Here is a 26,607-nt window from a genome sequence, read left to right on the forward strand (position 1 = left end):
AGTCGTTACAAAAATGCATTGACAGCGCGAAACTTAGCCACACGCCAACCGACGCTGTAATATGTAAAGCATTGTGGACAAATATATGCAGGATGTCTAAAATATCATACATATGCCAGCAGCTTCCTTACTCACCTCCGTTCTCGACCAACAACTTCTTTTGCAACTAGGTGGAAGACTCAAGCGCGCGCGGCTTGAACAAGGACTGACCGCTACCCATTTGGCACAACAAGCCGGTATTTCACGCATGACGCTTGCCGCGATTGAAGCCGGCGAGCCTTCTGCCACTATGGGAAGCTATTTGCGCGTCATGAGTGTTCTGGGCGTCTCAAAAGATCTGGCACTTTTAGCGGGCAATGTGCTGGAAACCTTTGCGCAAGCAAAAGCCTCACCCATCACAAGCCAACCAGTCTTCGCAGTGAACGATGCAGGGCATGAGCTACAAGACTTGCAAAGCCTCATGCTTCACCAAGAGGCGGTTCGTCTGATGCGAAAGCAACCAGAACTGATAAGCCAAGCAGTCGAAACGTTGGAGCGCTGGCGCTCAGGCGGCAAATCGAATTCGCAGTTTCTTTGGGACGAATGGTCCGTTATTTTGCACCGCAGAGCATGGCGACGAGCACTTTCACACACGCGACGCGGTAAAGAATTAAGGCAGGCGTCGCCGCTAGCGACCGTGTTGCCACGCGAAGTCAGACAGCGCATCTTGGATCAAGTCAGTGCGTTGAAAATCGGTATCCCAATTGGCTCGCTTAGCGCTCCAGCAAAGTCTGCTCAAACTAAAAATTAACCATTTATGGAACGTGAACAGCTAGAACACCTGATTCGTGCAGCGGCAGAAGTCACTCAGGAATATGAGCTAATCGTCATTGGCAGCCAGTCTCTACTGGGCTCTGTTCCGCATCCACCTGCAGCGCTAAAAATGTCCATGGAGGCGGATATGTATCCGCTGCACGCGCCAGAAAAGTTTGACCTCATAGACGGTGCGCTGGGAGAAGGCTCTTATTTTCATGACACACACCGCTACTACGCCCAAGGTGTAGGCCCAGAAACCGCCACCCTCCCTGAGGGCTGGCAAACTCGGCTGCATCGGGTGCAGACACAAGCGACTGATCTAAAGATTGGTTACTGCCTAGATGTGACCGACTTGTTTTTATCCAAAGCCTTTGCCAATCGCGAAAAAGACAGGGAGTTCAACATGGCTTTGCTGCGCTACGGCTATGTAACGCTAGCGCAAACCATCGATAAAGTAGCGCTAATGCCTGTGAGCGAAGACAAAAAACGCGACCTAAGAGCTCGCATTCGTCGCTGGGCAAAAATGCTACAGGACAGAGGTTTCAAGTTGCCAGATACGCCGTGACATCACAATCGCAGCGCTTAACCTAGCACCTTGGCAGAAGCAAAAAGTCAGCAATCAATCAAAACAACAAACATGCTCTCGGGCATTTTTTGTATTGCGTTAAAACAGAAATTATCTGCGTCTACGCACCTGCGTTTTCAGTAATAAAAAAAGCGCCTCAATCAAAAATTGAAGCGCTTTTAAAGCTTGGTTTGGCCGCTTCTTAATTGAGCGGCTAGCCATTACGGTGAAGAAATTCTTCAACCCTCATCAAACCCGTTAAGGGCTTGATGATGACGTCAAATTAGTCGTCAGCGTAGATGTCTAAGTCTTTGGTTTCTTTAAGGAACAAAGTACCAATTACAAAAGTAGCGCCAGCGATGATGATGGGATACCACAAGCCGTTATACATATTGCCGGTCTGCGCCACGATAGCAAAAGCCATGGTGGGCAGCAGGCCACCGAACCAGCCATTACCGATGTGGTACGGCAAGCTCATAGAGGTGTAGCGAATACGGGTTGGGAACATCTCCACCAGCATGGCGGCGATAGGGCCGTAGACCATAGTCACTAACAACACCAGATAGAACAATATCGCAGTAACAAGTACCTTGTTAATTTTTGCTGGGTCAGCCTTTGTTGGGTAACCCGCGGCCAACAGATCGCTGGCAACAGCGGCCTTGAACTCAACATCTTTCTTCTTGGCTTCATCGGCAGGCAAGCCTTTAGAAGAATAGCTAGAAATAGCGGTCTGACCAATCTTGATGGTCGCCACAGTGCCCGCAGGTGCGGCCACGTTTTCATAGCTCACAGAAGCACCGGCCAACACTTGCTTGGCAATATCGCAAGAGCTAGTGAACTTGGCAGTACCGGTTGGGTTGAACTGGAACGAGCATTCAGCAGGATCAGCAGAAATCACCACAACGTTGGCCGCTTGCGCTTTAGCCAAATCAGGATTGGCCGCTTTGGTCAATGCAGTGAAGACTGGGAAGTAGGTCAACACAGCCAACAAGCAACCGGCCATGATGATGGGCTTGCGACCAATCTTGTCCGACAGCGTGCCGAAGATCACGAAGAAAGGCGTGGCCAAAATCAAGGAGTAAGCCACCAAAATGTTAGCGGTTGGGCCGTCCACTTTGAGCGCTTGCGTCAGGAAGAACAACGCATAGAACTGACCCGAATACCAAACCACAGCCTGACCGGCGGTCAAACCCACCAAAGCCAAAATTACGATCTTGAGGTTTTTCCATTGACCGAAAGACTCGGACAAAGGGGCCTTAGAAGTCTTGCCTTCGGCCTTCATTTTTTGGAACGCTGGAGACTCATGCATGGACATACGGATAAACACCGAGACACCCAACAACAAGATAGAAACCAGGAAAGGAATGCGCCAGCCCCAATCAGCGAAAGCCGCTTCGCCGAGCGCAGTGCGCACGCCGAGAATAATCAGCAGGCTCAAAAACAAACCCATGGTGGCCGTGGTTTGAATCCATGAGGTGTAGGCACCGCGTTTGCCTTGTGGCGCGTGTTCGGCCACATAGGTTGCAGCACCACCGTACTCACCACCTAGCGCCAAGCCTTGCAGCATGCGCAGTGCGATCAGGATGACGGGAGCGGCCAAACCGATAGAGGCATAGCTTGGCAGCAAGCCGACGATGAAGGTCGACAAACCCATGATCACGATCGTCACCAGGAAGGTGTATTTACGACCAATCATGTCGCCCAAACGACCAAACACTAACGCGCCAAACGGGCGAACGATAAAGCCGGCAGCAAAAGCCAGCAACGCAAAAATAAAGGCTGAACCAGAGTCCAAGCCGCCGAAAAACTGCTTGGCAATAATGGCTGCGAGTGAGCCATAAAGGTAGAAGTCATACCACTCAAACACCGTGCCCAGCGAGGAGGCAAGAATCACTTTGCGCTGCTCAGCGGTCATCGGACTGTTATCGGCTGCAATTGCCATAATTTATGTCTCCAAAATAAAAAGACTTCCTGTTTAGAAGTTGTCTAGATTATTTTGGTTAAGCCTGACCTAGCTCTGACGCGAAAATAACACAAACTTTCACTGGACTTACGCTGGACTGACGGTTTAAGTAATAACCCGTGGAGAACTTTTCAGCATGTGATGAAGTCAAGGGAAAACACTTAAGGGTCTAGGTCTGAGTGCGTTTGACACCCTTACCAACCTGCACAGATTTCTCCCATTCTTGGCCCTCAAACCAGTCTTTATTTTGCAGACATTCACGCAGCATAGGCAAAGCATCAAGCCCCCAGAAAAGCTTGTCATCTACGCAAATAGCAGGCACGCCGAAAACGCCTTTATCAATCGCTTCTTGGGTATTTTTTTTCAGCTCAATTTTGGCGTCTTCATGGCGTAAATCACTGCGCTCAAACTGCGCACTTAGCGCCTGTAGTCGCTGCGGATCAAAGGCCTCTAAGCCGCCTTGCCAGACATGGCGAAAAATAGTTTCTGCAACATAACGGTTGCAGCAACCATCGCTGTCAGCAGGGCTTGCAGCCAGCGCCAATCGCAGTAGCGGCAACGGATTGAAGGGATGTGTCGATGGCATATCTAGCGCTATGTTGTGGGTGTGCGCCAGCCATGACACCTGCCGATAAGTCCAATCGCGTTTGGGCGCAATTTCCGCCGGTCCAAGTTGGCCGTAATGCTTGAGCATGGCGGCAAAAAGCACGGGTTTATAGTGCACCTCACAACTCAGGCCGAGTAGTGCTTTGGGTAGCTGCTCAAACGCTAAATAAGCATAGGGAGAGATGAAGTCAAAATAAAAAGTGATGTGTTTAAGCGCTTTTGATGGATGCATGCACCACTCCTAATTTCTAAACCTTATCCTCAAAGCTTGTCTTACAGGGCAAGCTTTGATAATTGCTGAATGCGCTGCTCAATCAAGCCCCATACCTCACGCTTAGCCACCTCATCCGCGCCACTCCAGCCGCCTATCTCGTTACCGGTGCGAAAGCAGCCTTCGCACAAACCAGTCTTGGCGCTCATAAAGCAAACCGAAATGCAGGGTGAAGGCACTGATTCAAAGTCGTTAATAGAAGCAAGCCGCTGCGACACCAAGGCCATGGCGTGCGACTGTGCACTGAGCCGGCTGGCCATTGGCGCTGGATCGCCCGGCACCGAGCTAGTAACCGCCATATCAGCCACCGGCGCACCGGTCAGAAGTTCGAGTTCTTGCGGCGACATTTCAAACACCGCATTCGGGTGACCCGCAGCCGCCCAGACAGTTTCAAAGCGGAACAGCGAGCGATCAATCAAGGTTAGCACTGGCCCCGCATGGGCAAGCGGCGAAACACCACCAATCGAAAAGCCAGTTTTCGTTTTGACAAAATCTGCATCCGCGCGGCCCAGACGCTTGCCGTCGGCACAAACCAAAGCCTCGACTTTTTTCTCATCCACGCGCTGGTCGCCCGAGGTCACGACCAGTACCGCCGCATCATCTGACTTGCGCCGAAAAATAATGCTCTTAGCAATTTGCCCCAGCGCTACGCCCAGACCATCCGCTGCTTGCTGCGCGGTGCGCGCAGCGGCACCCAACATGATGGGCATATTGGCATGGCCTCTTTCTTGCAACAAATTAGCCACGCGCTGCACGCTTTCAGGCAAAGCTATTAATTCAGAACCGCACATTAAAAAGCCCTTTTGTTGAGCAAAGCCGTGGCCGCGCGCGAGTTGGGTTTGCGGCCTAAAAAGTCGCTGATGAATTGCCCTGCATCGACCAATTTTTCCAAATCTATACCGGTCTCAATACCCAGGCCGTGCAGCATATAGACCACGTCTTCACTGGCCACATTGCCAGTCGCACCTTTGGCGAACGGGCAGCCACCCAAGCCTGCAACCGAGGTATCGAATTGCCAAACGCCTAGCTGCAAAGCCGCCAGCGTATTGCCCAGCGCCTGACCATAGGTGTCGTGAAAATGACCCGAAACATCATCAATAGCGTAGTGCTTTAGAGTTGCCTCAATCGCACGCTGAACCTTGATCGGTGTGCCTACACCAATCGTGTCGGCAATGCCCACATGCTGCACGCCTATGTCTTTCATCATGCTGGCCAGCATGGCCACGCGCTCTGGTGCAATCTCGCCCTCGTAAGGGCAGCCGACGGTGCACGACATGGCGCCGCGCACATAAATACCTTTGTCGCGTGCGGCCTGCACCACCAGCGCAAAGCGTTGAATACTTTCTGCGATAGAGCAATTGATGTTGCGCTGGCTAAAGGCTTCGCTGGCTGCGGCAAACACCACAATCTCATCCGGCTTCGATAACAGCGCCGCTTCTAGGCCCTGCATATTCGGCGTGAGCACTGAGTAGCGCACACCGGTTTTGCGTTTGATGCCAGCCATGACTTCGGCGTTATCAGCCATTTGCGGCACCCATTTGGGCGAGACAAAACTGGTCACTTCAATCTCGCTAAGACCAGCGCTTTGCAAACGGTGCACCAACTCAATTTTGACGGCGGCTGGCACCGGCGATTTTTCATTTTGAAGGCCGTCGCGCGGACCGACATCAACCAGTTTGACTTTGGAAGGCAGATTCATAAACTTCAGTATCCTCTAGACCTATCAACCACGCCGGCCAGACTGGCAATACTCGCCCCGCCCGCTAAGGCCTCAATCTTGCCGGCGATCTGGCTAATACTGGCTTGACGCAAAGTACGCGCCGAAATATGCGGCGTGACGCTAATTTTAGGCTGCGACCAAAAGGCATGCGCTGCGGGCAAGGGTTCGGTGCGAAACACATCTAGCGCCGCACCAGCCATGTGACCGCTGCCAATTAAATCGAGCAAGTCTTGCTCGACCAAATGCGCACCACGCGCCACGTTAATCAGATAGGCGTTAGGCCGCAAACGCGCTAAGTTTTCACGATTCAAAATATTTTCTGTAGCCGGTGTGAGCGGCAGCAAACAAATCAAAATTCGGCTGGCGGCGAGAAATTCTTCAAAACCTTGCGCACCCGAATAGCAGCGCACGTCGGGTATTTTTTTCTCTGATCGGCTCCAGCCATTAACTGGAAAATCAAACTGCGCCAACGTGCGGCTCACACGCTCGCCGAGTACGCCAAGCCCCATCACGCCGATCGGGAAATCCTCGCGCAAGCGCGGCTTGCGGTAAGCCCAACTAGCACTTTGCGCACCGACGGAATAAACATCAAACTCACGCACATGACGAATAACCGCGTGGCAAACAAACTCCGCCATTTGCACCGACATACCCGCATCATCTAGGCGCACCAAAGGCACACCGGCCGGCAATTGCGAGCCTATCAGTGCATCAACACCGGCACCGATAACGAACATGGCTTTTAAATCCGTTTGCTCATCTAAAAATTGTTGCGGTGGTGCCCACAACACCGCATAGTCGGCAACTGGCGCGCCCGGCACCCAGTCATAAACATCAGCGCTTGGCAGGCAAGCTTTAAGACCATCAAGCCAAGGCTGGGACTGCATGCCTTGGCCGCAAAAAACAATACGCATACTTATAACTTTCTCAAACCTTCATGGTGAGCAAATCCGCGCCCTCGGCCACCTGATCGCCTGGCGCATAGAGCAACTCTTGCACCACGCCGTCGGCGGGTGCTGCAATAGTGTGCTCCATTTTCATGGCCTCCATCACCGCCAAAGCCTGACCCTTGACAACTTTGTCGCCAGCTTTGATCGAAAACGACACAACTTTTCCCGGCATAGGAGCGGTCAAGCGGCCGCCGCTGTCATGACTCTCGCCAGCGTGAGCTAACCGGTCTACGTTGACAATCCGGGTTGCGCCAATGCTGGAGAAAATATGCAGTACTTGTTTGTTTTTATAAACCGTGACGACTAAGCGCTGGCCAGCAAACTGCACATCCAGCGTTTGCTGCGCAGCAGAAAAAACCAAAGCGCTACTGACATCACCAACCGACAAAGCCAGTGCGCCGTCATGCAAATATGTCAAGCTAGCGCGCACCGCTTGGTCTTGAAATTCAAAATCAAACAGCCGTGTCAACACGCCATGCGAAGACCAACCGTCACGTCGGCTAAAAGGATCAGCACCTTGTAGCGTGCGTTCATGTTGCAAGGTCTGCGCGACCGCAGCAGCCACCGCCAGCGACAAACCAATCGGTTCCTGATGAAATAAAACAGCCGCCTCACGCGGAATCAATGCCGTGTCTAAATCAGCGTTGGCAAATGAAGCGCTGCGAACCACGTGGCGCAAAAACTGCACATTGGTGCTCAGCCCAACAATGTGAAATTGCGCCAAAGCCGCATCCATACGCGCCAAAGCCTCTTCACGTGTTTTGCCGTGGACTATGAGCTTGGCAACCATGGAGTCGTAAAACGGCGAGACGCTATCGCCTTCGCGCACACCATCGTCTATGCGCACATTGGCGCGCTCAAAACTGGTGCAAATCGGTTTACGGTAAACCAGTAGCGTGCCGGTGGCGGGTAAAAAGTTATTGTCTGGGGTTTCAGCGCAAATCCGCGCTTCAATCGCATGGCCATTGATTTGCAATTCGTGCTGAGCCAGTGGCAGCTTTTGGCCGTCGGCCACGCGGAGTTGCCATTCAACCAAATCTAAGCCGGTAATCGCTTCAGTCACCGGATGCTCGACTTGCAAACGGGTATTCATTTCCATGAAGAAAAAATTCATACTGCCGTCGGATTTTTGCTCGACGATGAATTCAACCGTACCCGCACCCACGTAGTTCACCGCGCGCGCTGCCGCGACTGCGGCTTGACCCATTTGCTCACGCATAGCGGGACTTAAACCGGGCGCGGGCGCTTCTTCCAACACTTTTTGATGACGCCTTTGCACTGAGCAATCGCGCTCAAACAAGTAAACGTAATTGCCGTGGCTATCGCCAAAAATTTGAATTTCGATATGCCGCGGGCGCTGTGCGTATTTCTCAACCAGCACCGCATCATCGCCAAAACTGCTGATAGCTTCGCGCTTGCAAGACGCTAGGGCGGCATCGAAGTCTTCACTTTTTTCCACCGCACGCATGCCTTTACCGCCGCCGCCAGCGCTGGCTTTAATCAGCACCGGGTAACCAATTCGGTCGGCTTGGCTTTTAAGCAAGGCGGATGATTGGTCTTTGCCGTGGTAGCCAGGCACCAAAGGCACGCCAGCTTTTTCCATTAACTGCTTGGACTCAGCTTTTAAACCCATGGCTTTAATCGCAGACGGTGGCGGACCTATGAAGACCAAACCCACATCGGCACAAGCTTGTGCGAAAGCTTGGTTCTCGCTTAAAAAACCATAGCCCGGATGCACGGCTTGCGCGCCAGTAGCCAGTGCGGCTTGGATAATTTTTTCCCAGCACAAATAACTCTCACTGGGCGCACTTGCACCAATGTGCACCGATTCATCGCAGGCTTGTACGTGCTTGGCATTGGCATCAGCGTCAGAGTAAACCGCAACGGTTTTGATACCCATGGCTTGCGCTGTAGCGGCGACGCGGCAGGCGATTTCACCGCGATTGGCGATCAGTATTTTTTGAAACATGATTGATTTCTTTTAAAAAAAGTAACGCTTAAACTGCGCTATCTAACAGCCATGCGGGTTTGCGCTTTTGCAGAAAAGACTGCAAGCCTTCGCGCCCTTCTGGGCTGACGCGCACATCGGCAATCGCTGCGACGGTCATTTCAACCAAGGCTGGCGTAATCTCTTGAGCAGCCACGTCTTGGACTATTTTTTTGCACAAACCAACGGCGACAGGGCCGGTCTGACACAAGGCTTTTGTGATCTCAGCAACTTTGGCATCGAGCTGATCGGCCGTTACGACTTCATGCACAAAACCCATGCGCAAGGCTTGGGCTGCATCGAAACGTTCGGCCGTTAGAAAGTAACGCTGGGCCGCACGCACACCCATGGCGCGAATCACATAAGGGCTGATAGTCGCGGGCGTCAAACCTAGTCTTGCTTCACTCAAACAAAAGAAAGCTGTGTCAACACAAACCGCAATATCGCAAGCCGCTACCAAACCGGTACCGCCGGCGTAAACATCGCCTTGAATCTTGGCAATCGTCGGCTTGGGACAGGCATACAGTGTGGCCATCATTTCGGCCAACTTGGCGGCATCAGCAAGATTTTCTGCATGACTGTAATCGGCCATACTGCGCATCCAGTTCAGATCCGCACCAGCGCAAAACGCCGTGCCGTTAGCCGCTAGCACGATGCAGCGCACATCATCGCGCATCGACAAATCGTTAATTGCCTGAGTCACTTCAAGAATGACTTCATCGTTAAACGCATTGCGCACTTCGGGGCGATTCAAACGGAGTTCGGCAACGCCTGCGTTAACTGTCAAAAGTAAATGTTTCATGGCGTCTTCCCAATAACTACAGCAGCAACTGCGCAAAGCGCGCAGATTTTTTGGCTGGATTTTTCAAAGTAATTTCGCGCAGTGCGCAGCAGTGTTTTATCAGTAGCGCTTGGCGACTTCGTCGAGCATGACCTCTGTTGCGCCGCCACCAATGCCGAGCACACGGGCATCGCGCCAGAGCCGCTCAATTGCGGTTTCGCGGATAAAGCCCATGCCGCCGTGAAACTGCTGGCAAGTGGTCAACACTTCATTGACCAACTCGCCAGTCAAAGCTTTGAGCATGGACACTTCCTGAACAATATCTTTGCCCTGTGTCACGGCCCACGCGCAGTGATACATAAACTGACGCGCAGCGCGGGTCTTGGCGTCCAGCATGGCGATGCGCTGACGTATGACTTGCTTATCCCACAGCGTGCCGCCAAAAGCTTGGCGTTGGCGCACGTGGTCTAGCGTCATTAACAAAGCTTGGTTGCAGTGGCTAACTGCCATGGCGCCCAATGCAATGCGCTCGGTTTGAAAATTTTTCATGACCGAATAAAAACCTTTGCCCTCTTCGCCCAAAATGTTTTCTGCCGGAATCCGCACATTGTCAAAAATCAGTTCTGCGGTGTCGGATGAAAGCCAGCCGGTTTTCTTCAACGCTCGACCGACGCTAAAACCGGGCGTGCCTTTCTCGACAATAAACATACTCATGTCGTGACGCCCTGGGCCAGTCTTGGCGGCGACGAAATACAGGTTGGCCAGCACGCCATTGGTGATGAACATTTTGGTGCCGTTAATCACCCACTCGTCGCCATCGCGTTTGGCGTTGGTGCGCATGCCGGCCACGTCGGAGCCGGCACCGGGCTCGCTGATACCGACGGCAGTAATTAATTCGCCACTCGTCACACCCGGCAGATAGCGGGCTTTTTGAGCATCTGTGCCGGCATGAAAAAGATGCGGACTGGCCATGTCGGTATGGACTAAAACGGTGATGATGAAGCCGCCAAATGTCGATTGTGAAAGCGCTTCGGCAAACACCAAATTGGTCAGCGCATCGGCTTCGCCGCCGCCATGCTCGGCGTCATAAGCCAGACCGAGCAGGCCGGCATCACCCATTTTTTTTAATACTTCGCGCGGCACAAAGCCTTGTTCTTCCCAGGCTGCTGCATAGGGCTCAACTTCACGCGCAATAAAGCGGGCCACTTGCTCGCGCAGTAATTCGTGTTCTGGGGTGAGGTAGATATTGTCCATTTTGATTACATCCTGAAGATGCCGAACTTGGTGTCCGGTATCGGTTGATTAAGGGTTGCAGAAAGTCCCAATGCAAGTACGCGGCGGGTGTCGGCCGGGTCAATCACACCGTCGTCCCAAAGCCTAGCGCTGGAATAGTAGGGATGGGATTGGTGCGCAAACTGGTCTAACACGGGCTGCTTAAAAGCCGCTTCTTCTTCGGCACTCCAACTGCCGCCGCGCAGTTCAATGCCATCCCGCTTAACAGTTGCCAACACGCCAGCGGCCTGCTCGCCGCCCATCACGCAAATCCGTGCATTCGGCCACATCCACAAAAAACGTGGCGAAAAAGCGCGACCACACATGCCGTAATTACCGGCGCCATAACTGCCGCCAATGATGATGGTGAACTTAGGCACTTGCGCAGTCGCCACGGCAGTGACCATTTTTGCGCCGTGCCTGGCAATGCCTTCACTCTCATATTTTTTGCCCACCATAAAGCCGGTGATATTTTGTAAAAACACCAAAGGCACTTTGCGTTGGCAGCAAAGTTCTATGAAGTGCGCGCCTTTTTGCGCGCTCTCAGAAAACAAAATACCGTTATTGGCGATGATGCCGACCGGCATGCCTTCTATGTGGGCAAAGCCGCAAATTAAGGTGCTGCCGAAACGGGCTTTGAATTCTGCAAACTCACTGCCGTCAACAATGCGGGCGATGATTTCACGCACGTCATATGGCTTGCGGGTATCGACTGGCACCACGCCATACAACTCGTCAGCCGCGTGCAGTGGCGGCTGAGATTCACGCAGTGTTTGCTCAACCCGCTTGGTCTTGTTCAGGCTACCGACTGACTGACGCGCCAGCGCTAACGCATGGGCATCGTTTTGCGCCAAGTGATCAGCCACGCCAGACAAGCGGGTGTGCACGTCGCCACCGCCCAAGTCTTCGGCTGAGACGATCTCGCCAATCGCTGCTTTCACCAAGGGCGGTCCGCCAAGAAAAATCGTGCCTTGATTTTTCACGATGATGGTCTCGTCACTCATGGCCGGCACATAAGCACCACCGGCGGTGCAACTGCCCATGACAACCGCAATTTGCGCAATCCCTTGGGCGCTCATATTGGCTTGATTAAAAAAGATGCGGCCAAAGTGATCGCGGTCTGGAAACACCTCATCTTGATTCGGTAAATTCGCGCCGCCGGAGTCAACCAAATAAATGCAAGTGAGGTTGTTTTGTTGGGCGACTTCTTGTGCCCGCAAATGTTTTTTGACGGTGAGCGGATAGTAAGTCCCACCTTTAACCGTGGCGTCGTTGCACACAATCATGCAGTCCACGCCGTTGACCCGGCCTATGCCGGTAATCAATCCGGCGCCCGGCGCGTCGCCTTTATACATGGCGTAGGCCGCGAGTGGTGCGAGTTCAAGAAATGGCGTGCCGGGGTCGAGCAGCATTTGCACGCGCTCCCGAGGCGGTAGCTTGCCGCGCGCAATATGCCGGGCTCTGGCGACCTCACCACCACCACTGGCGGCTTTGGCCACTTGCAGACGCAAATCGTCTACCAAGGCCAGCATGGCACTGGCGTTGGACTGAAAGTCGGCCGAACGCGGATTGAGTTTTGTCTCGATAACTGACATTTATTCTCCAAATTTTTGACCTATTTTTGGTCTATTGGCCGCCTGCGGCCAGCGCACCAACACAAGCCTTCTAGCTTACGCACAAGCGGCGTTGTCAGCCTGCCAGCGAGGTTGCAAATCTTGCCAAACTATTGCAGACTTCCCTTATGCGAAAAAAGACCATCGAGGAAGCGATAAGCACCATGGACTCTCTCCACAATGCCGACAAAGCGGCCACGCCCATCGCTTTTGTCAAAGCCATTGTGGCGGCCTACAAAAATCGATCCATGAGTCCTGCCAAGGCCTTAGCGCTGGCACAGATTGCGCCAGAATTATTGCGTCAATCACTGGCTCACATCACGGCGCGGCAGATGGAGTTACTGTCTGCCGCGGCGATGCAAGAACTCGGCGACGAGGCCTTGGGCGCTTTCTCACGTCGCCTGCCTTGGGGCAGCTACGGCATGCTGGCGCGCGCCTCCATCAGCTCACCGAATTTGGGTGTGGCGCTCAAACGCTGGTGCCGCCACCACAGCTTGTTGACCGATGACATCACTTTAACGCTGAGCCATTCAAACAACATGGCCACGATCACTGTACAGGCCAATGCGCCGCAGCAAGAGTTCGGCTTGGTGCATGTGCTGCGCAATATTCACGGTCTGGCGAGCTGGTTAATTGACTCACGCATTGCGCTAGAGTCGGCACAGTTTCCATTTACCGAACCTGCGCATAGTGCGGTCTATCAACTGATATTTCCGGGACGACTAAGCTTTGACGCGGCGCTTGCTGAACTGCATTTTGATGCGCGTTATCTGGCACTGCCGCTGCGGCGCGACGAAAAAGCTTTGCAGCAAATGCTTAAACGCGCGCTGCCACTAACCGTTCAGCAATACCGGCGCGACCGACTGCTGGTGCAGCAGATCAGGCAAACACTTAGCGCGGACAGCCGCACAGCGCACACCGCGGAAAGCTTGGCGGCGCTTCTCAATATATCCTCGCGCACGCTGCACCGGCAACTTCAAGAAGAAGGTGCATCGCTGCAAAAAATAAAAGATGAAGTGCGAACTGGAAAGGCCAAGGACTTGTTGCTGCGCGGTCACCAGCCCGTCAAGCAAGTCGCCGCAGCGTCTGGTTTTGGCAATGAAAAAAGTTTTATCCGGGCCTTTAAGCAGTGGACGGGTCAGTCGCCAGGGGAGTTCCGTCAGGCTTTGAAAAAGCCTTGATGGCGGTTCATATCAAAGTTTACATCAAGGTTTGAGTGCAACTCAGAACGTGTAAAAAATAAACCCAACAAAACGCTTTTTAACCGCTACGAATCTGGCAAAAAATCCTGCTAATGGACTTAAGCACCCAGTAATCCCGCGAGTTGCGCCATGTCAGAAAAAATATGTTTTGCGCCTGCGTCACGTAGCCTTTGAGCCGGCTCATCACCCAAATGCTCGGGGCTGTATGCATAGACTGTCGCGCCAGCGGCCACACCGGCAGTAACTCCGGTCACCGTGTCTTCGACCACCGCACAATGCACTGGTGCAATACCCAGCGCTAGCGCAGCGGCGAGATAGACATCAGGTGCGGGTTTAGAGCGCGGCATTTCATGGCCACTGAAAATACGCTTTTCAAAAAATGGCATGAGGCCGACTTTTCGCAGTTGCAGTTCTACTTTGAATCGGTCTGCACCTGAGGCGCAGGCGATACGTCCATCAAAGTGGGCGTGTAGCTGCGCTACCGCTGCGTGGATATTTGGCACCGCCTCTAAATCCCGCGTGAGCGCTGCATTGCGGCGATCCCTGAATGCTTGCATCCATGACTCCGTCAGCGGCTGACCACTGCGCTGTTCTATCAATGCGGCCTCATCCTTAACGGCCTTACCGACAAAAATAGCCATGCACTCAGACTGCGTGAGTTGCCAGCCCATCTCGCCGAGCATCTCGCGCAAAATCTGGTTGGTAATCGTTTCACTGTCGACCAACACGCCGTCGCAATCGAATAACACTGCTTGAAAATTCAAAACAAATTCCTTTTTTAGCGTTGCTCGCCGTCAATATAAAACCAGCGTTCTTGTTGGCGCACAAAGCGACTGGTTTCGTGCAAACGCGTCGCGGCGCCAGCGGTTTTAAAACGTGCGACAAACTCGACTTTAGCCTGCTCGCCACTGGTTTGATGACGCCGCACTTCAAGTCCTAGCCAGCGCGCATTGGCATCGAATTGCACCTCTTGCGGACGTGTATCTAGATGCCAAGTCGCCAGTAAATAAGCCGCATCACCCAGCACAAACGCGCTGTAGCGCGAGCGCATCAAGCTTTCCGCATCCGGCGCGGGAAGGCCTGAATAATCACGTAAATACCGGCCACAGCAGTCGGCCAGCAGCAGCGCTTTTGTAGCGCTGAGCCGACCGCAGGGACAAGGTTTAGACCAGTTCAATAGCAACAGCCGTACCTTCACCGCCGCCAATGCACAGGGTTGCAATACCTTTTTTCAGGCCGCGCGCTTGGAGTGCATAAATCAAGGTGACTATAATGCGCGAGCCGCTTGAGCCTACCGGGTGGCCAAGCGCACACGCGCCGCCGTTGACGTTGACGATGTCGTGGTTAAGACCAAGCTCAACCATTGCAGCCATTGGCACAACCGCGAAAGCTTCATTGATTTCCCACAGATCGACGTCTTTCACGCTCCAGCCAATTTTCTTGAGTAGTTTTTGCACAGCGCCCACCGGCGCCGTGGTGAACCACTCGGGTGTTTGCGAGAAAGTGGCGTGGCCGACGATACGAGCCATGGCTTTGAGGCCTAATTCCTTGGCGGTTGATTCGCGCGCCAGCACCAAAGCCGAAGCGCCATCGTTAATCGACGAGCTGGTCGCAGCGGTGATGGTGCCGTCTTTTTTGAAGGCTGGGCGCAGGCTTGGAATTTTCTCTAACTTGACCTTACCCGGTCCTTCATCAATCGACACCACGCTGTCACCGTTGCGGGATTTGACGGTGACCGGTGCGATCTCAGCGGTGAACGCGCCGGTTTCTGTGGCGTGCTTGGCACGCTGCACGCTGATGACAGCAAACGCGTCTTGGGCTTCGCGGGTGAACTGGTATTTCTCAGCGCATTGCTCGCCGAATGTTCCCATAGAGCGGCCTGGCTCATAAGCGTCTTCTAAGCCGTCCAGCATCATGTGGTCATAAATACGGTCGTGACCAATACGCACACCGCTGCGGCCTTTGAGCAAAAGGTGGGGAGCGTTTGTCATGCTCTCCATGCCGCCGCTAACCATCACATCGCGGCTACCGGCGATTAACTGATCGTGGGCTAACAGCGTTGCCTCCATGCCGGAGCCACACATTTTTGACAGCGTGACCGCGCCAGTGCTAGCCGGCAGACCGCCTTTGAAACCGGCTTGACGCGCAGGCGCTTGACCTTGGCCTGCCATCAGGCAATTACCGAACAAAACTTCATCGACTTTTTCCGCCGCAACACCTGAGCGCTCTAACGCGGCTTTGATAGCAACGCCGCCCAAATCATGCGCGGCGAGCGATGCAAAATCGCCCTGAAAAGCGCCCATGGGTGTGCGTGCTGCGCCGAGTATGACTATTGATTCTGACATTTTTATTTCCTTTAAAAAGTTCACGGGCTAAGCCCGCGTGGCCAGTTTGGCCGGGTCAATGATTCGGGATTTTTCGCTTGAAATAATTTAAGGAATAGCAGTTTCATTCAAGCGCATAAAACGCTTTTCGCGCTCATAAGGAAACACGTCGTAGACATGGCCGGCTTGAATGCGCGACTGATGACTTTGCCAAAAAGCCGCGTCAAGCAAGTCGGCATGGTGCTTCATGAACATCTCACGCACGGCGTTGTTGCCGAGTAAAAACGGACCAAAGGTTTCAGGAAAAACATCTTTGGGGCCGACGGGATACCAGATCTCGCCACTCATTTCATCTTCTTCATTACGCGCTTGGGGCACGCGGCGAAATTTGCAATCGGTGATGTATTCGATCTCGTCGTAGTCATAAAACACCACCTTGCCGTGACGCGTGATGCCAAAGTTTTTCCACAGCATATCGCCCGGAAATATATTCGCCGCGACCAAGTCTTTTATCGCATTGCCATACTCGATCACGGCGCGTTCTATCTGGCTCTTGGCTGCCGGTTCGGTCTCACCAATATCAAAGGCTTCTTGCAAATAAATATTGAGCGGAATCATGCGCCGCTCTATGTAGACATGTTTGATGATGACTTCGACATTGCCGTCGCCATCGCGGTCGCTAATTTCTAGTTGACTGGGTGCGAATTTTCTCAACTCTTCAATCAACTCATCGTCAAAACGCATGCGCGGAAAAGCCACCGAGCTGTATTCTTGCGTGTCGGCCATACGCCCAACTCGGTCGTGCTGTTTAACCAGTTGATATTTGCTTTTAATTTGCTCGCGCGTGGTGTCTTTGGGCGGCGGGTAAAAGTCTTTGATGACTTTAAAAACATAGGGAAAAGATGGCAGATCAAACACCAGCATAACCATGCCTTTGATGCCGGGTGCAATGCGGAACTTGTCTGTTGAGTGCCGCAAATGCTGCAAAAAATCGCGGTAAAAAAGTGTCTTACCTTGCTTGGCTAAGCCTAAGGCGTTATAGATTTCTGCACGCGGCATACGCGGCATCATGCTGCGTAAAAACTGAACAAAAGCCGACGGTATGCCCATGTCAACCATGAAGTAGGCGCGTGCAAAGCTGAACAAAATCAGCAAGTCGTCTTCACCAAAAAGAGCCGCATCAATCACCAGCTTGCCGTCGCTATTGTGCAAAATTGGTAAGGCCAGTGGTAACTCGTTAAAGCCGTTAATAATCTTGCCGACCAAATACGCGCCTTTGTTGCGAAAAAATAAACCAGAGAGCACTTGTATCTGAAAATTAGCCCGCAGTTTGACGTCACCCAGTTTGGCGCGCAGAGCGGCGACTACATAGGCGGCGTCGCGCTCCAAGTCTTCGAACTCGTTGCGTAGTTCAAAATCGTTCACCATCTGGCCAACCGTTGCAGCCATGGTGCCTAGGGCTGGATAGTAGGCGCGGTAAGTCGGCTTGGCGCTGGGGTCGTCGTTTTCGATGTACTCGGTACTAACGGCGGGGCGCACAAAGATGAAGTCATTTTGAAAATAACTGCGGTGCAGTATTTTGGTGGTGACGGAGTTAAAAAATGTCTCGGCCAACTCGGGCTGATGGTTGTTTACCGAAAGACCTATGTAGTGCAGTTTGACCTGCTGCCACACATCCATGCTTTGCTCACCGGCTTTGAATTCACGCTCTAGCCGCTTGGACGCTTCGCGCACGCGCAAGTCGTAGAACTCTATTCGCTCACGCTGAGCGCGCTGTTGGCCGTGCCAGTCGGCGGTCTCAAAGCGATGTTTAGCTCGCGCTGACTCCGACCGAAACAGTTGGTAATGGCGATTAAAGCCGTCCATCATGGCCTTGGCAATATCGTAGGCTAGGCCAGAATCAAGACGCTGGGGAAACATTCTTTAACCTTTTGCAATGCTGGCTGCATTTTCTGAACTGGCAATTCTTGGCGTTACCGTATCAGCGTTCCAATTAGTCCAGACCCTATCGATGGCCAGTCGGTACAAGTCGTCCAACTGATCGGAGTTGGCAATCGACATCTGTAAGTCTTGCAACAAACCATCATGTACGCCGAAAGACCAACCATGCACCGTAACCTGCTGGCCGCGCGCCCATGCATCAACCAACACGGTGCTGACGGACACGTTGACTACTTGCTCTATGACATTGATCTCGCACAGCGCATTCGCACGGACTGATTCGGGTAGGCTGTCGAGCAAATGACGGTGGCGGTGGCGCACGTCTTGGATATGGCGAATCCAGTTATCGGCCAAGCCTATGCGCGCGCCGTCTAGCGCAGCCTGAACACCAGAGCAGCCGTAATGCCCGACCACCATAATTTCTTTGACCTTAAGCCGTTCTACGGCGAACTGTATGGCAGACAAGGCGTTAAGGTCTGAGTGAACAACGATATTGGCGACATTACGGTGTACAAACACTTCGCCGGGCTCCAGCCCAGTGATTTGATTGGCCGGCACGCGGCTGTCGGAACAGCCTATCCACATGTATTTAGGCGTTTGCTGCTTGACCAAGCTAGTAAAAAAGCCCGGGCGCTCGGCTTCCATTTGTGCGGCCCAGGCACGGTTATGGGCGAATAGTTCAGCGAGGGAAGATTTCATAAGGGCTATTTTCGCCCAGAGCTAGAGGGTTTGCGCAAACAACTCGCGGCCTATCAGCATGCGGCGTATTTCGCTGGTTCCAGCACCTATCTCATAGAGCTTGGCGTCGCGCCATAACCGGCCCAGCGGGTAGTCGTTGATGTAACCGTTTCCACCAAATATCTGCACGCCTTCGCCAGCCATCCAGGTGGCTTTTTCGGCGCACCACAAAATTACCGAGGCGCAGTCTTTGCGAATCTGGCGCACGTGCTCAAGGCCTAACAGATCAAGATTTTTTGCCACCGTATAAGCAAATGCGCGGCCGGCTTGCAGCACGGTATACATGTCGGCAACTTTGCCTTGTATCAACTGAAACTCACCTATGCTTTGTCCAAACTGCTTGCGGTCGTGGATGTAGGGGATGACGCTGTCCATCACCGACTGCATGATGCCAAGCGGCCCGCCGGTGAGCACGGCGCGCTCGTAATCAAGGCCGCTCATCAAGACTTTAGTGCCGCCGTTTAAACCGCCGAGTATGTTTTGCGCCGGTACTTCAACATTGTTAAACACCAACTCGCCGGTGTGACTGCCGCGCATGCCTAACTTATCTAGCTTTTGCGCAACTGAAAAACCCTTCATGCCTTTCTCAATTAAAAAAGCGCTTATGCCGCGTGCACCGAGTTCCGGTTCGGTCTTGGCATAGACCACCAAAGTATCCGCATCTGGTCCGTTGGTAATCCACATCTTGCTGCCATTGAGCAGGTAGTAGCCGCCCTTGTCTTCGGCTTTTAGCTTCATTGATATGACGTCGCTGCCAGCGCCAGGCTCGCTCATGGCCAGTGCACCCACATGCTCGCCAGAAATGAGCTTGGGCAGATATTTGAGCCGCTGCTCTTGACTGCCATTGCGCTTGATCTGGTTCACGCACAAATTGCTGTGCGCACCATAAGACAGGCCAACCGAGGCGCTGGCACGGCTGAGTTCTTCCATCGCAATCATGTGCGCGAGGTAACCCATGCCGGCGCCGCCGTATTCCTCGCCAACAGTAATACCCAGCACGCCGAGCGCGCCCATTTTTTGCCATAAATCCATTGGGAATTGATCATTGCGATCAATCTCGGCAGCGCGCGGTGCGATTTCTTTTTGGGCAAACTCTTGGACTGCATCGCGCAACGCATTGATGTCTTCGCCGAGTTGAAAGTCTAGACCTGGGAGATTGTTCATGCTGTGGTTTTCCGCTTGCGAGTGGTGGGTAAATACCGAGACTAAACCTTGATTGACGTTGACGTAAACGTCAATTCAAACATCAATTATGACTGATGCACTGTCTAACTGGTTTAGTCGGCGCTAGGTGATTGCTTCTCGCACTTACGTAGCAAGGTTCTTGACTCTTTTTCGTGGCTGCGAATCTCTTCAAGATTGGCTTGCAAATCCACCATCTGAGCTTCTAGTTTTTGACGATGCTCAGCCAATACACTTAAAAATATGCGCAGTTGTGGTGCGGTATCGCGTGGGTTGTCGTAAGAGTCAATAATTTCTTTGGCTTCGACCAACGACAGGCCAAGGCGCTTAGCGCGCAGCGTTAGCTTGAGACGGGTACGGTCGCGTGCACTGTAGACTCGGCTGCGCCCGCCTGGACCTACGCGTTGCGGCTGGAGCAGGCCCATGTCTTCGTAAAAGCGCATAGCGCGCGTGGTCAGATCAAACTCTTTTGCCAGATCGCTGATGGTGAAGGTGGTAGCCATGGTGGTACTGAAAATGCGGTTGGATATTGCTGAGGCACTCATCGCTAAATAAAGTGCATGAAAAGTTAACTGACCGCTATGACAGCTGACGAGAAGCTGGACTTTGATAGTGGCATCTTATTGACGTTTACGTAAACGTCAATTGCAACCGATGTTAACTCATGATTTTTGACTAAGAGCATAGTTTTTTATGCTCTGTTTTGGGTCTGCATTGAATGCAGATTTGTCTCTGAATTTTGAAACTCAACTTCAGGTACAAAAAACCTGACAACGTTCAAATGGGTCTAAATCTAAAGATTCGGCTGCAGCGAAAACTTTCAAAAATAGGTGGCGTTAAACACCCAGAGTAAGCAAAAAACTGGCAATTACTAAAAGCACTTATTGCAAAAAATACAGCTCAACTAGAGTGGTTGTGCATGGCGAGAAATTTCGCACATGAATTGCTTTGGAATGCCGCTATGCACTTTTTAACTTTGCTACAAGCAGAGAACAAAGCGAAAAATAACACTGCAAATTGATGCTATCGAAAAATCAACAAAGAGATTTGAAGTTTATCGATTAGTCGGCTAAGAGCTAATGAATGCTGAGTCAACTAATTAAGCAATGATGTCCAACTCTCCAGACTCATCACGAACAGCCACTTTGCGAGAATTTACTCCCGTGTTAGAGCGCCGATTAACACGCGGCAACACGACACGCCATTTGGCATTGGCGCTAACCAGCGCCGTCACATAGCCTTGCAACCAGTCTAAATTGACGGGTTTTTGTAACATATGGGCTTGGGGTGGCAAGCCTCCGCGACTATCTATTACCTCTGCAGATAGACCGCTGATCACCACAATCAACATATCTGAGAGCTGGGTGTTTCGTTTGAGTGCTTTAAGCATTTCAATGCCGTCAACGCCGGGCATTGACAAGTCTGTAATCAACAAATCTGGCCGCATGCTGGCAATATCCATCAACGCTTCAAGCGCTGAGGGCATGAAAGTGCAGTCGACTGGTAAATCCCAGGCGTCGAATTGAAGTCGATATAAATCACAGGTGGCTTCGTCATCTTCAACCAGCAGTACGCGTAAACGGCTTTGTGGGTCTGGGTTAATGCGTGCTAATTGAGGACTATTTTTGGCTAAATAGGCATTGATGGATTGCAGTGCAATTCGCCGGTGACCGCCCAGCGTCTTCCACGCTTCGATCTCACCCTTTTCTACTAGCGACTGAACAGTCGCCACCGACAAGCCTAGCAACTTGGCGGCATAACTGGTTCCACAGTAATCTTCACTAGAAAAATCAACTGCGGAAATGGCGTCTTCAAAAGACTTTGGATCACGCGACATAAAGATTCACCATAATTGCAACATTATCGTTTTAAGCATTTAACTCAAGTATCGTTAGTAAATAATTGTACGCAAAGTAATTATTAGATTTAAACGGAAAATTTCTGTAAACACCAAGAAACACTAAAACACCAAAAGGTATACTAATTGATAAGTGATAAGTGATAATGTAAAGACGATTTTAAACGTAACTCAAAGTAACTATATTTTGCATTTTTTGTACAATAAGAATTTAACTTTATCAGCGCCGAGACATACACACACTAAGTATTTACAAAAATGACGTCGAAAAACCTCAACACACCTACAACAGCGGCATTCCTTCGATTTTAAGTTGACCCCGTAGCACCGCGTAATCTGGCACTATGGCTGCAACTGTGGCCCAAAAAAGCGGGCTGTGATCCATTACCCGTAAGTGACTTAGTTCATGCACCACCACATAGTCTATGACCGCAGGCTTAAAGTGAATTAACCGCCAATTCAGTCGCAATGAGCCATCTGCACTGGCACTGCCCCAACGCGTGCTGGCATTGGACAGGCTAAGTTTTCGCCACTGCACATTCAAGGCAGGGGCGAAATGGTTAAGCCGCTCTATAAACAAGCTTTTAGCCTGACGCATTAACCAAGCCTGCACCGCATCGCGAATTTGCTCGGCACTCGCGCTGCTAGAAAGTCCAATGTGCAATTCTTGCCGACCCTGATCTTCGCCGTTCTGACCCGAAAAAGCGAATAGTTCGACACGCGGCAGACTTTTTTTGATCGCTGCACCGGGCTCAAGAAAAGCATGACATGAGTCTAGTACCAAAGTAATTGGCTCGCCCAAAAATGGCAGGCTAGCGCCATCCTTCCACTCAATACGACTCGACTCTAGGCGCTGATGGCGCGCCTGAGACTCGTGTAATTTTTTGACAATCCAATCGGCTTTATCCAGCACCGCGGTATCGACATCTGCCAGCGGCACCCACTTGGGCGCGCGCACTGCCAAACCGTCTGGACCCACTGAAAAACCTATGGTTAAGCGCTTGCCGCGCTTGAACTCATAGCCAATCGTCAAGCCCTTAAGGCATATGCTTCGGGTCGCACGGGGATGAGAAAAGCTGGCCAGCACTTGCGTTTGCGTAGGCAAAATCGGCTGCGCCGGTGCAGATGCTATAGGCAGAAGTAAAGGGATAGGCGAAGGCGCTTGAGCCAAGTGCTTAACAGGCGCAACAACAGGTATACCGATAGGCGAAGCCCCAAAAAAATCTAAAGTGAATTGATAAAGCCTATGCATCGAACAAGTTTAGCGTCACAGCGTCTTCAAAAACTTTTGGCAGTATCAAGTCCTGATTTAAGGGCTGGATAGGCGTCGGGGTCTAGTCGGCGCATTTCGGCCTCAATCCACGCTTCGACTTCACGCATCAACTCCTCGGGCTGGCGGCCAATGCTGGAGATAGGCTTACCAATAGAGATGTCGACTATGCCAGGCGTCTTAATAAAGGCCTTGCGTGGCCAGCACTTAGCCGACGTCACGGCAATCGGTATAACCGGCGCGCCAGCCTCAATCGCCAGACGCGTACCACCGCTTTTATAGACGCCTTTTTGGCCACGGGCAATGCGCGTGCCTTCTGGAAACATGATGACCCAAGTGCCTTTGGCCATCAGGCGTTTACCTTGCGCAACGACTCTGTTAAAGGCCTGCGCGCGCAAGCTGCGGTCTATGTGAATCATGTCCATGCGCGACATCGCCCAACCAAAAAATGGCACATATAGCAATTCTTTTTTAAACACATATGCCAGAGGATGCGGCATCAGCGCCGGCATGCAAAAAGTCTCCCAAGTGCTTTGGTGTTTGACCAGCAACACTGCGGCGCTGGTTTTACCTGTGGGCAGGTTTTCCATACCGGTGACACGGTTTTGTATGCCCATGATGACTGTGCCACTGTCCACCGCCAGACGCAGCCAGCGGGCGCACATCCAATAAACCGTGTCGCTGCTGGCGAAAATAGACGCGACCAAGACGGCCAGCGCCCACGGAATGACCGTGATGGCCATCCACAAAAGATGTAAAACTGAGCGGATAAAGGGCATGAAGAAGTCCAAGTGATGGGCGTGACGCTGAAGCAGCGATGTTAAGAGCCGCCAGCGTTAATTAAGCAGCTGGCCGCGGCTGTGCTGCGAGCAGTGCGCTGCGCTGGAGAATAAAGTCGGCAAAAGCCGATAAATCTTTGTGCAGCCGCGTGCCTTGAGGCAGGCCTTCGGGCGCACCGCCGTTTTGATAAGCAGCGGACTTACCAGTCAAAATCAAATGTGGCTCGCAACCCGCTGCCGCGCCCGCTTGCAAGTCACGCAGCGAGTCACCCGCCGTCGGCACACCCAGCAATGGCACACCAAAACGCGTACCAATCTGTTCAAACAAACCCGGCAAAGGCTTGCGGCAAAGGCAGGATTCTTCCGGACTGTGCGGGCAATAAAACACCGCGTCTATGCGTCCACCAACGGCTGCTAGCATCTTGTGCATTTTTGCATGCATGGCATTGAGAGAGGCAACATCAAACAGCCCGCGTCCCAGACCTGATTGGTTAGACGCGATCACCACATGCCAGCCAGCATGGTTGAGCTGCGCAATCGCTTCGAGTGCGCCAGGCAGCGGCATCCATTCATCCGGCGTTTTAACGAAATCGTCGCTATCGCTGTTGATGGTACCGTCGCGGTCAAGAATGAGGAGTTTCATAATTTGTCGCTTGAACTGGTTGTTAATAAAACGCAGAACTTAACTCGCCAGTCGGGACAAGTCTGCCACCCGGTTCATGGCCGCGTGTAGGCAAGCGAGTAGTCCCAAACGGTTTAAGCGCACGTCAACTTCCTCGGCATTGACCATCACACCGTCAAAAAAGGCGTCAACCGGCTCGCGCAAAGCGGCCAAGGTTTGCAGCGAAGCGGCGTAGTCGCCAGCGTCGAATTGAGCGTCTGCCTGCGGCAGCAACTCACGCATACGCGCATGCAGCGCAATCTCGGCTGGCTCGGTTAGTAGCAAGCTACTGACATGGGCATCGACGCCTTCGGTTTTCTTTAAAATATTACCGATTCGTTTATTCGCTGCAGCCAAAGCAGGTGCCTCGGCCAGCGCGGCAAAAACGCGTACAGCAGCCAATCGTTTGGCAACATCGCCTAGGCGCTCGGGCTTGAGCGCCAACACGGCTTCGGCCTCTTGAGCGCTATAGCCTTGCTCGCGCAAGCTGCTAGCGAGACGATCGTAAATAAACTCGGAAAGTTTAGGCGTAGCAGCCGAATCCAGACCCTCAAAGCTGGCCGCCGCATCAGCTAACAAAACCGATAGCGGTAAATCCAATTGGCTTTCTGCCAGCATGCGAACCACGCCTAGCGCATGACGACGCAGTGCAAACGGGTCTTTATCGCCGGTCGGCAAATTGCCTATGCCGAACATACCGGTCAGGGTCTCAAGCTTGTCAGCTAACGCCAAAGCCAAACCGACTTGATTGCGCGGCAACTCGTCGCCGGCAAAACGCGGTTTGTAATGGTCTTCAATCGCGTCGGCGATAGCACTGTCCAAGCCATCATTGAGCGCGTAGTAACGACCCATAGTGCCTTGCAGTTCTGGAAACTCGCCCACCATATCGGTGACCAAATCAGTCTTAGCTAACTGCGCTGCCAATGCCGCTTGCGCGGCCAGTTCAGTACCGCCCAGTTGCAAGCCTATGGCAGCGGCAATACTGGCTACGCGCTGCATGCGTTGGCCTAGCGTACCCAGTTTGTTGTGATAAACCACTTTATCTAACGCAGCAACCCGCGAGGCCAAGGTTTTTTTACGGTCTTGGTCAAAGAAGAACTTGGCATCAGCCAAGCGCGGACGCACCACTCGCTCATTACCGCCAGTGACCGCACTCGGGTCTTTGGGGTTGATGTTGCTGACGACCAAAAACTGATGCGTTAATTTTCCTGCAGCGTCTAGCAGCGGGAAGTATTTCTGGTTCGCCTTCATGGTCAGAATCAAGCACTCTTGCGGCACACCGAGAAACTCTTTTTCAAAGGCGCAAACCAGTACATGTGGGCGCTCTACCAACCCGCTGACTTCATCTAACAAAGCCTCATCTTCAATCACCCGCACACCGCCGCCAATGCGCAGTGCTGCGGCATTGAGTTGGCGCTCTATCTCGGCGCGACGTTCTGCAAAACTAGCGATGACAGCGCCATCGGTTTCCAGTGCCTTGGCATAGCTGTCGGCATGGGCTAGCACTATCGGGTCTAGCAAAGCTTCAAAGCGATGGCCGCGTGTGCTGTTGCCAGCTTGCAGCCCTAGCGCGCTGACCGCGACTACATCTGCGCCATGCAGCGCGACCAGGCCGTGGGCCGGACGCACAAATTTGACGTCGCTCCAGCCGTCGGCCAATTGGTACGTCATGACCTTAGGAATTGGCAACTTGGCAATCGAGTCCAACAAGGCTTTTTGCAAACCTGTTTCAAGGCTGGCGCCGCTCACCAAGCTGTCATAAAACAAGGCTTCGGCCTTGCCGTCGACAGCGCGTTTAAGACCGGCAACAGCAGACGCATCAGCGCCCAGTGCTTGCAATTTTTTTAGCAGCGCTGGCGTAGCGTTGCCGCTGGCGTCCAAGCCGACTGCCACTGGCATGAGTTTTTGCGACACCGCTTTGTCATCGGCCTGGGCTGCGACGCGGGTGATGTGGGCTGCTAAGCGGCGCGGCGAGGCATAGGCGGTCAGCACTGACGCCTCGCTGGTCAAGCCCTGTGCTTTGAGTTGTTCAAACAGCACGCCGGCAAAAGCATCACCGAGTTTTTTCAAGGCCTTAGGGGGCAACTCTTCGACAAAGAGTTCCAGTAGTAAATTTTTTGTAGTCATTG

General features: G+C 52.6%; 24 protein-coding genes. 3 read left to right on the forward strand and 21 right to left on the reverse strand.

Going from position 1 to position 26,607, the window contains the following annotated elements:
- The first annotated feature begins 112 nt into the window (after positions 1 to 112).
- On the forward strand, positions 113 to 790 hold the full coding sequence (locus HC248_RS15325; RefSeq protein WP_168923236.1) for a helix-turn-helix transcriptional regulator: 678 nt from the start codon (positions 113 to 115) through the stop codon (positions 788 to 790).
- A 6-nt stretch (positions 791 to 796) separates the two neighbouring features.
- Complete coding sequence (locus HC248_RS15330) at positions 797 to 1,360, forward strand: DUF6036 family nucleotidyltransferase (protein ID WP_168923237.1); 564 nt, start codon at positions 797 to 799, stop codon at positions 1,358 to 1,360.
- A 283-nt stretch (positions 1,361 to 1,643) separates the two neighbouring features.
- Here the strand turns inward: HC248_RS15330 and HC248_RS15335 are convergent, their stop codons facing one another.
- The 9 genes from HC248_RS15335 to HC248_RS15375 all read right to left on the reverse strand — a co-directional run bounded on the left by HC248_RS15335 (position 1,644) and on the right by HC248_RS15375 (position 12,505).
- On the reverse strand, positions 1,644 to 3,302 hold the full coding sequence (locus HC248_RS15335) for an MFS transporter (protein WP_168923238.1): 1,659 nt from the start codon (positions 3,300 to 3,302) through the stop codon (positions 1,644 to 1,646).
- Positions 3,303 to 3,492: 190 nt separating this feature from the next.
- Entirely contained in the window at positions 3,493 to 4,161 is a 669-nt protein-coding gene (locus HC248_RS15340) for a 2-hydroxychromene-2-carboxylate isomerase (RefSeq protein WP_168923239.1), read from the reverse strand.
- A 41-nt stretch (positions 4,162 to 4,202) separates the two neighbouring features.
- Positions 4,203 to 4,991: a YbaK/EbsC family protein gene (locus HC248_RS15345; RefSeq protein ID WP_168923240.1), complete on the reverse strand. Its 789-nt coding sequence runs from the start codon at positions 4,989 to 4,991 to the stop codon at positions 4,203 to 4,205.
- Complete coding sequence (locus HC248_RS15350; RefSeq protein ID WP_168923241.1) at positions 4,991 to 5,899, reverse strand: hydroxymethylglutaryl-CoA lyase; 909 nt, start codon at positions 5,897 to 5,899, stop codon at positions 4,991 to 4,993. Before HC248_RS15350 ends, HC248_RS15345 begins: the two co-directional genes overlap by 1 nt.
- Before the next feature lie 5 nt (positions 5,900 to 5,904).
- The gene (locus tag HC248_RS15355; RefSeq protein ID WP_168923242.1) at positions 5,905 to 6,834 is read right to left on the reverse strand and encodes a 2-hydroxyacid dehydrogenase; all 930 of its coding nucleotides are present in this window, start codon (positions 6,832 to 6,834) and stop codon (positions 5,905 to 5,907) included.
- Positions 6,835 to 6,847: 13 nt separating this feature from the next.
- Entirely contained in the window at positions 6,848 to 8,839 is a 1,992-nt protein-coding gene (locus HC248_RS15360; RefSeq protein WP_168923243.1) for an acetyl/propionyl/methylcrotonyl-CoA carboxylase subunit alpha, read from the reverse strand.
- A 28-nt stretch (positions 8,840 to 8,867) separates the two neighbouring features.
- Positions 8,868 to 9,659: an enoyl-CoA hydratase/isomerase family protein gene (locus tag HC248_RS15365; protein ID WP_168923244.1), complete on the reverse strand. Its 792-nt coding sequence runs from the start codon at positions 9,657 to 9,659 to the stop codon at positions 8,868 to 8,870.
- Between the two features lie 99 nt (positions 9,660 to 9,758).
- The gene (locus HC248_RS15370) at positions 9,759 to 10,892 is read right to left on the reverse strand and encodes an acyl-CoA dehydrogenase family protein (RefSeq protein WP_168923245.1); all 1,134 of its coding nucleotides are present in this window, start codon (positions 10,890 to 10,892) and stop codon (positions 9,759 to 9,761) included.
- Between the two features lie 5 nt (positions 10,893 to 10,897).
- Positions 10,898 to 12,505 carry a carboxyl transferase domain-containing protein gene (locus HC248_RS15375; RefSeq protein WP_168923246.1) on the reverse strand — a complete coding sequence of 536 codons (1,608 nt, stop codon included), beginning with the start codon at positions 12,503 to 12,505 and terminating at the stop codon, positions 10,898 to 10,900.
- 182 nt (positions 12,506 to 12,687) lie between these two features.
- Between HC248_RS15375 and HC248_RS15380 the strand changes: the two genes are divergently transcribed.
- The gene (locus HC248_RS15380; protein ID WP_238342654.1) at positions 12,688 to 13,704 is read left to right on the forward strand and encodes an AraC family transcriptional regulator; all 1,017 of its coding nucleotides are present in this window, start codon (positions 12,688 to 12,690) and stop codon (positions 13,702 to 13,704) included.
- 119 nt (positions 13,705 to 13,823) lie between these two features.
- Here HC248_RS15380 and HC248_RS15385 read toward each other — a convergent pair whose 3' ends face one another.
- The 12 genes from HC248_RS15385 to glyS form a co-directional block, all read right to left on the reverse strand.
- Positions 13,824 to 14,489: an HAD family hydrolase gene (locus HC248_RS15385; RefSeq protein ID WP_168923248.1), complete on the reverse strand. Its 666-nt coding sequence runs from the start codon at positions 14,487 to 14,489 to the stop codon at positions 13,824 to 13,826.
- 14 nt (positions 14,490 to 14,503) lie between these two features.
- Positions 14,504 to 14,902: a YchJ family protein gene (locus HC248_RS15390; protein WP_168923249.1), complete on the reverse strand. Its 399-nt coding sequence runs from the start codon at positions 14,900 to 14,902 to the stop codon at positions 14,504 to 14,506.
- Positions 14,889 to 16,070 carry an acetyl-CoA C-acyltransferase gene (locus HC248_RS15395; RefSeq protein WP_168923250.1) on the reverse strand — a complete coding sequence of 394 codons (1,182 nt, stop codon included), beginning with the start codon at positions 16,068 to 16,070 and terminating at the stop codon, positions 14,889 to 14,891. The genes HC248_RS15390 and HC248_RS15395 overlap by 14 nt, the downstream gene beginning before the upstream one ends.
- Positions 16,071 to 16,157: 87 nt before the next feature.
- Positions 16,158 to 17,969, reverse strand: coding sequence for a bifunctional isocitrate dehydrogenase kinase/phosphatase (gene aceK / locus HC248_RS15400; RefSeq protein WP_168923251.1), 1,812 nt, complete (start codon positions 17,967 to 17,969; stop codon positions 16,158 to 16,160).
- 3 nt (positions 17,970 to 17,972) lie between these two features.
- A complete protein-coding gene (gene can / locus HC248_RS15405) occupies positions 17,973 to 18,689 on the reverse strand; it encodes a carbonate dehydratase (RefSeq protein WP_168923252.1) in 717 nt (238 codons plus the stop codon).
- A 21-nt stretch (positions 18,690 to 18,710) separates the two neighbouring features.
- A complete protein-coding gene (locus tag HC248_RS15410) occupies positions 18,711 to 19,892 on the reverse strand; it encodes an isovaleryl-CoA dehydrogenase (RefSeq protein ID WP_168923253.1) in 1,182 nt (393 codons plus the stop codon).
- A 113-nt stretch (positions 19,893 to 20,005) separates the two neighbouring features.
- The gene (locus tag HC248_RS15415) at positions 20,006 to 20,413 is read right to left on the reverse strand and encodes a MerR family transcriptional regulator (RefSeq protein WP_168923254.1); all 408 of its coding nucleotides are present in this window, start codon (positions 20,411 to 20,413) and stop codon (positions 20,006 to 20,008) included.
- A gap of 596 nt (positions 20,414 to 21,009) precedes the next feature.
- Positions 21,010 to 21,747 carry a response regulator gene (locus HC248_RS15420; protein WP_168923255.1) on the reverse strand — a complete coding sequence of 246 codons (738 nt, stop codon included), beginning with the start codon at positions 21,745 to 21,747 and terminating at the stop codon, positions 21,010 to 21,012.
- A gap of 304 nt (positions 21,748 to 22,051) precedes the next feature.
- Complete coding sequence (locus tag HC248_RS15425; protein ID WP_168923256.1) at positions 22,052 to 23,020, reverse strand: M48 family metallopeptidase; 969 nt, start codon at positions 23,018 to 23,020, stop codon at positions 22,052 to 22,054.
- Positions 23,021 to 23,046: 26 nt separating this feature from the next.
- Positions 23,047 to 23,817 (reverse strand): lysophospholipid acyltransferase family protein, encoded by a 771-nt coding sequence (locus HC248_RS15430; protein WP_168923257.1) that lies wholly within the window; start codon positions 23,815 to 23,817, stop codon positions 23,047 to 23,049.
- A gap of 61 nt (positions 23,818 to 23,878) precedes the next feature.
- The gene (gene gmhB / locus HC248_RS15435) at positions 23,879 to 24,460 is read right to left on the reverse strand and encodes a D-glycero-beta-D-manno-heptose 1,7-bisphosphate 7-phosphatase (RefSeq protein ID WP_168923258.1); all 582 of its coding nucleotides are present in this window, start codon (positions 24,458 to 24,460) and stop codon (positions 23,879 to 23,881) included.
- A 39-nt stretch (positions 24,461 to 24,499) separates the two neighbouring features.
- A complete protein-coding gene (gene glyS, locus HC248_RS15440; protein ID WP_168923259.1) occupies positions 24,500 to 26,605 on the reverse strand; it encodes a glycine--tRNA ligase subunit beta in 2,106 nt (701 codons plus the stop codon).
- Positions 26,606 to 26,607: the final 2 nt, after the last annotated feature.

The sequence above is a fragment of the Polaromonas vacuolata genome (assembly GCF_012584515.1).
In the GTDB taxonomy this organism is placed as follows: domain Bacteria; phylum Pseudomonadota; class Gammaproteobacteria; order Burkholderiales; family Burkholderiaceae_C; genus Polaromonas; species Polaromonas vacuolata.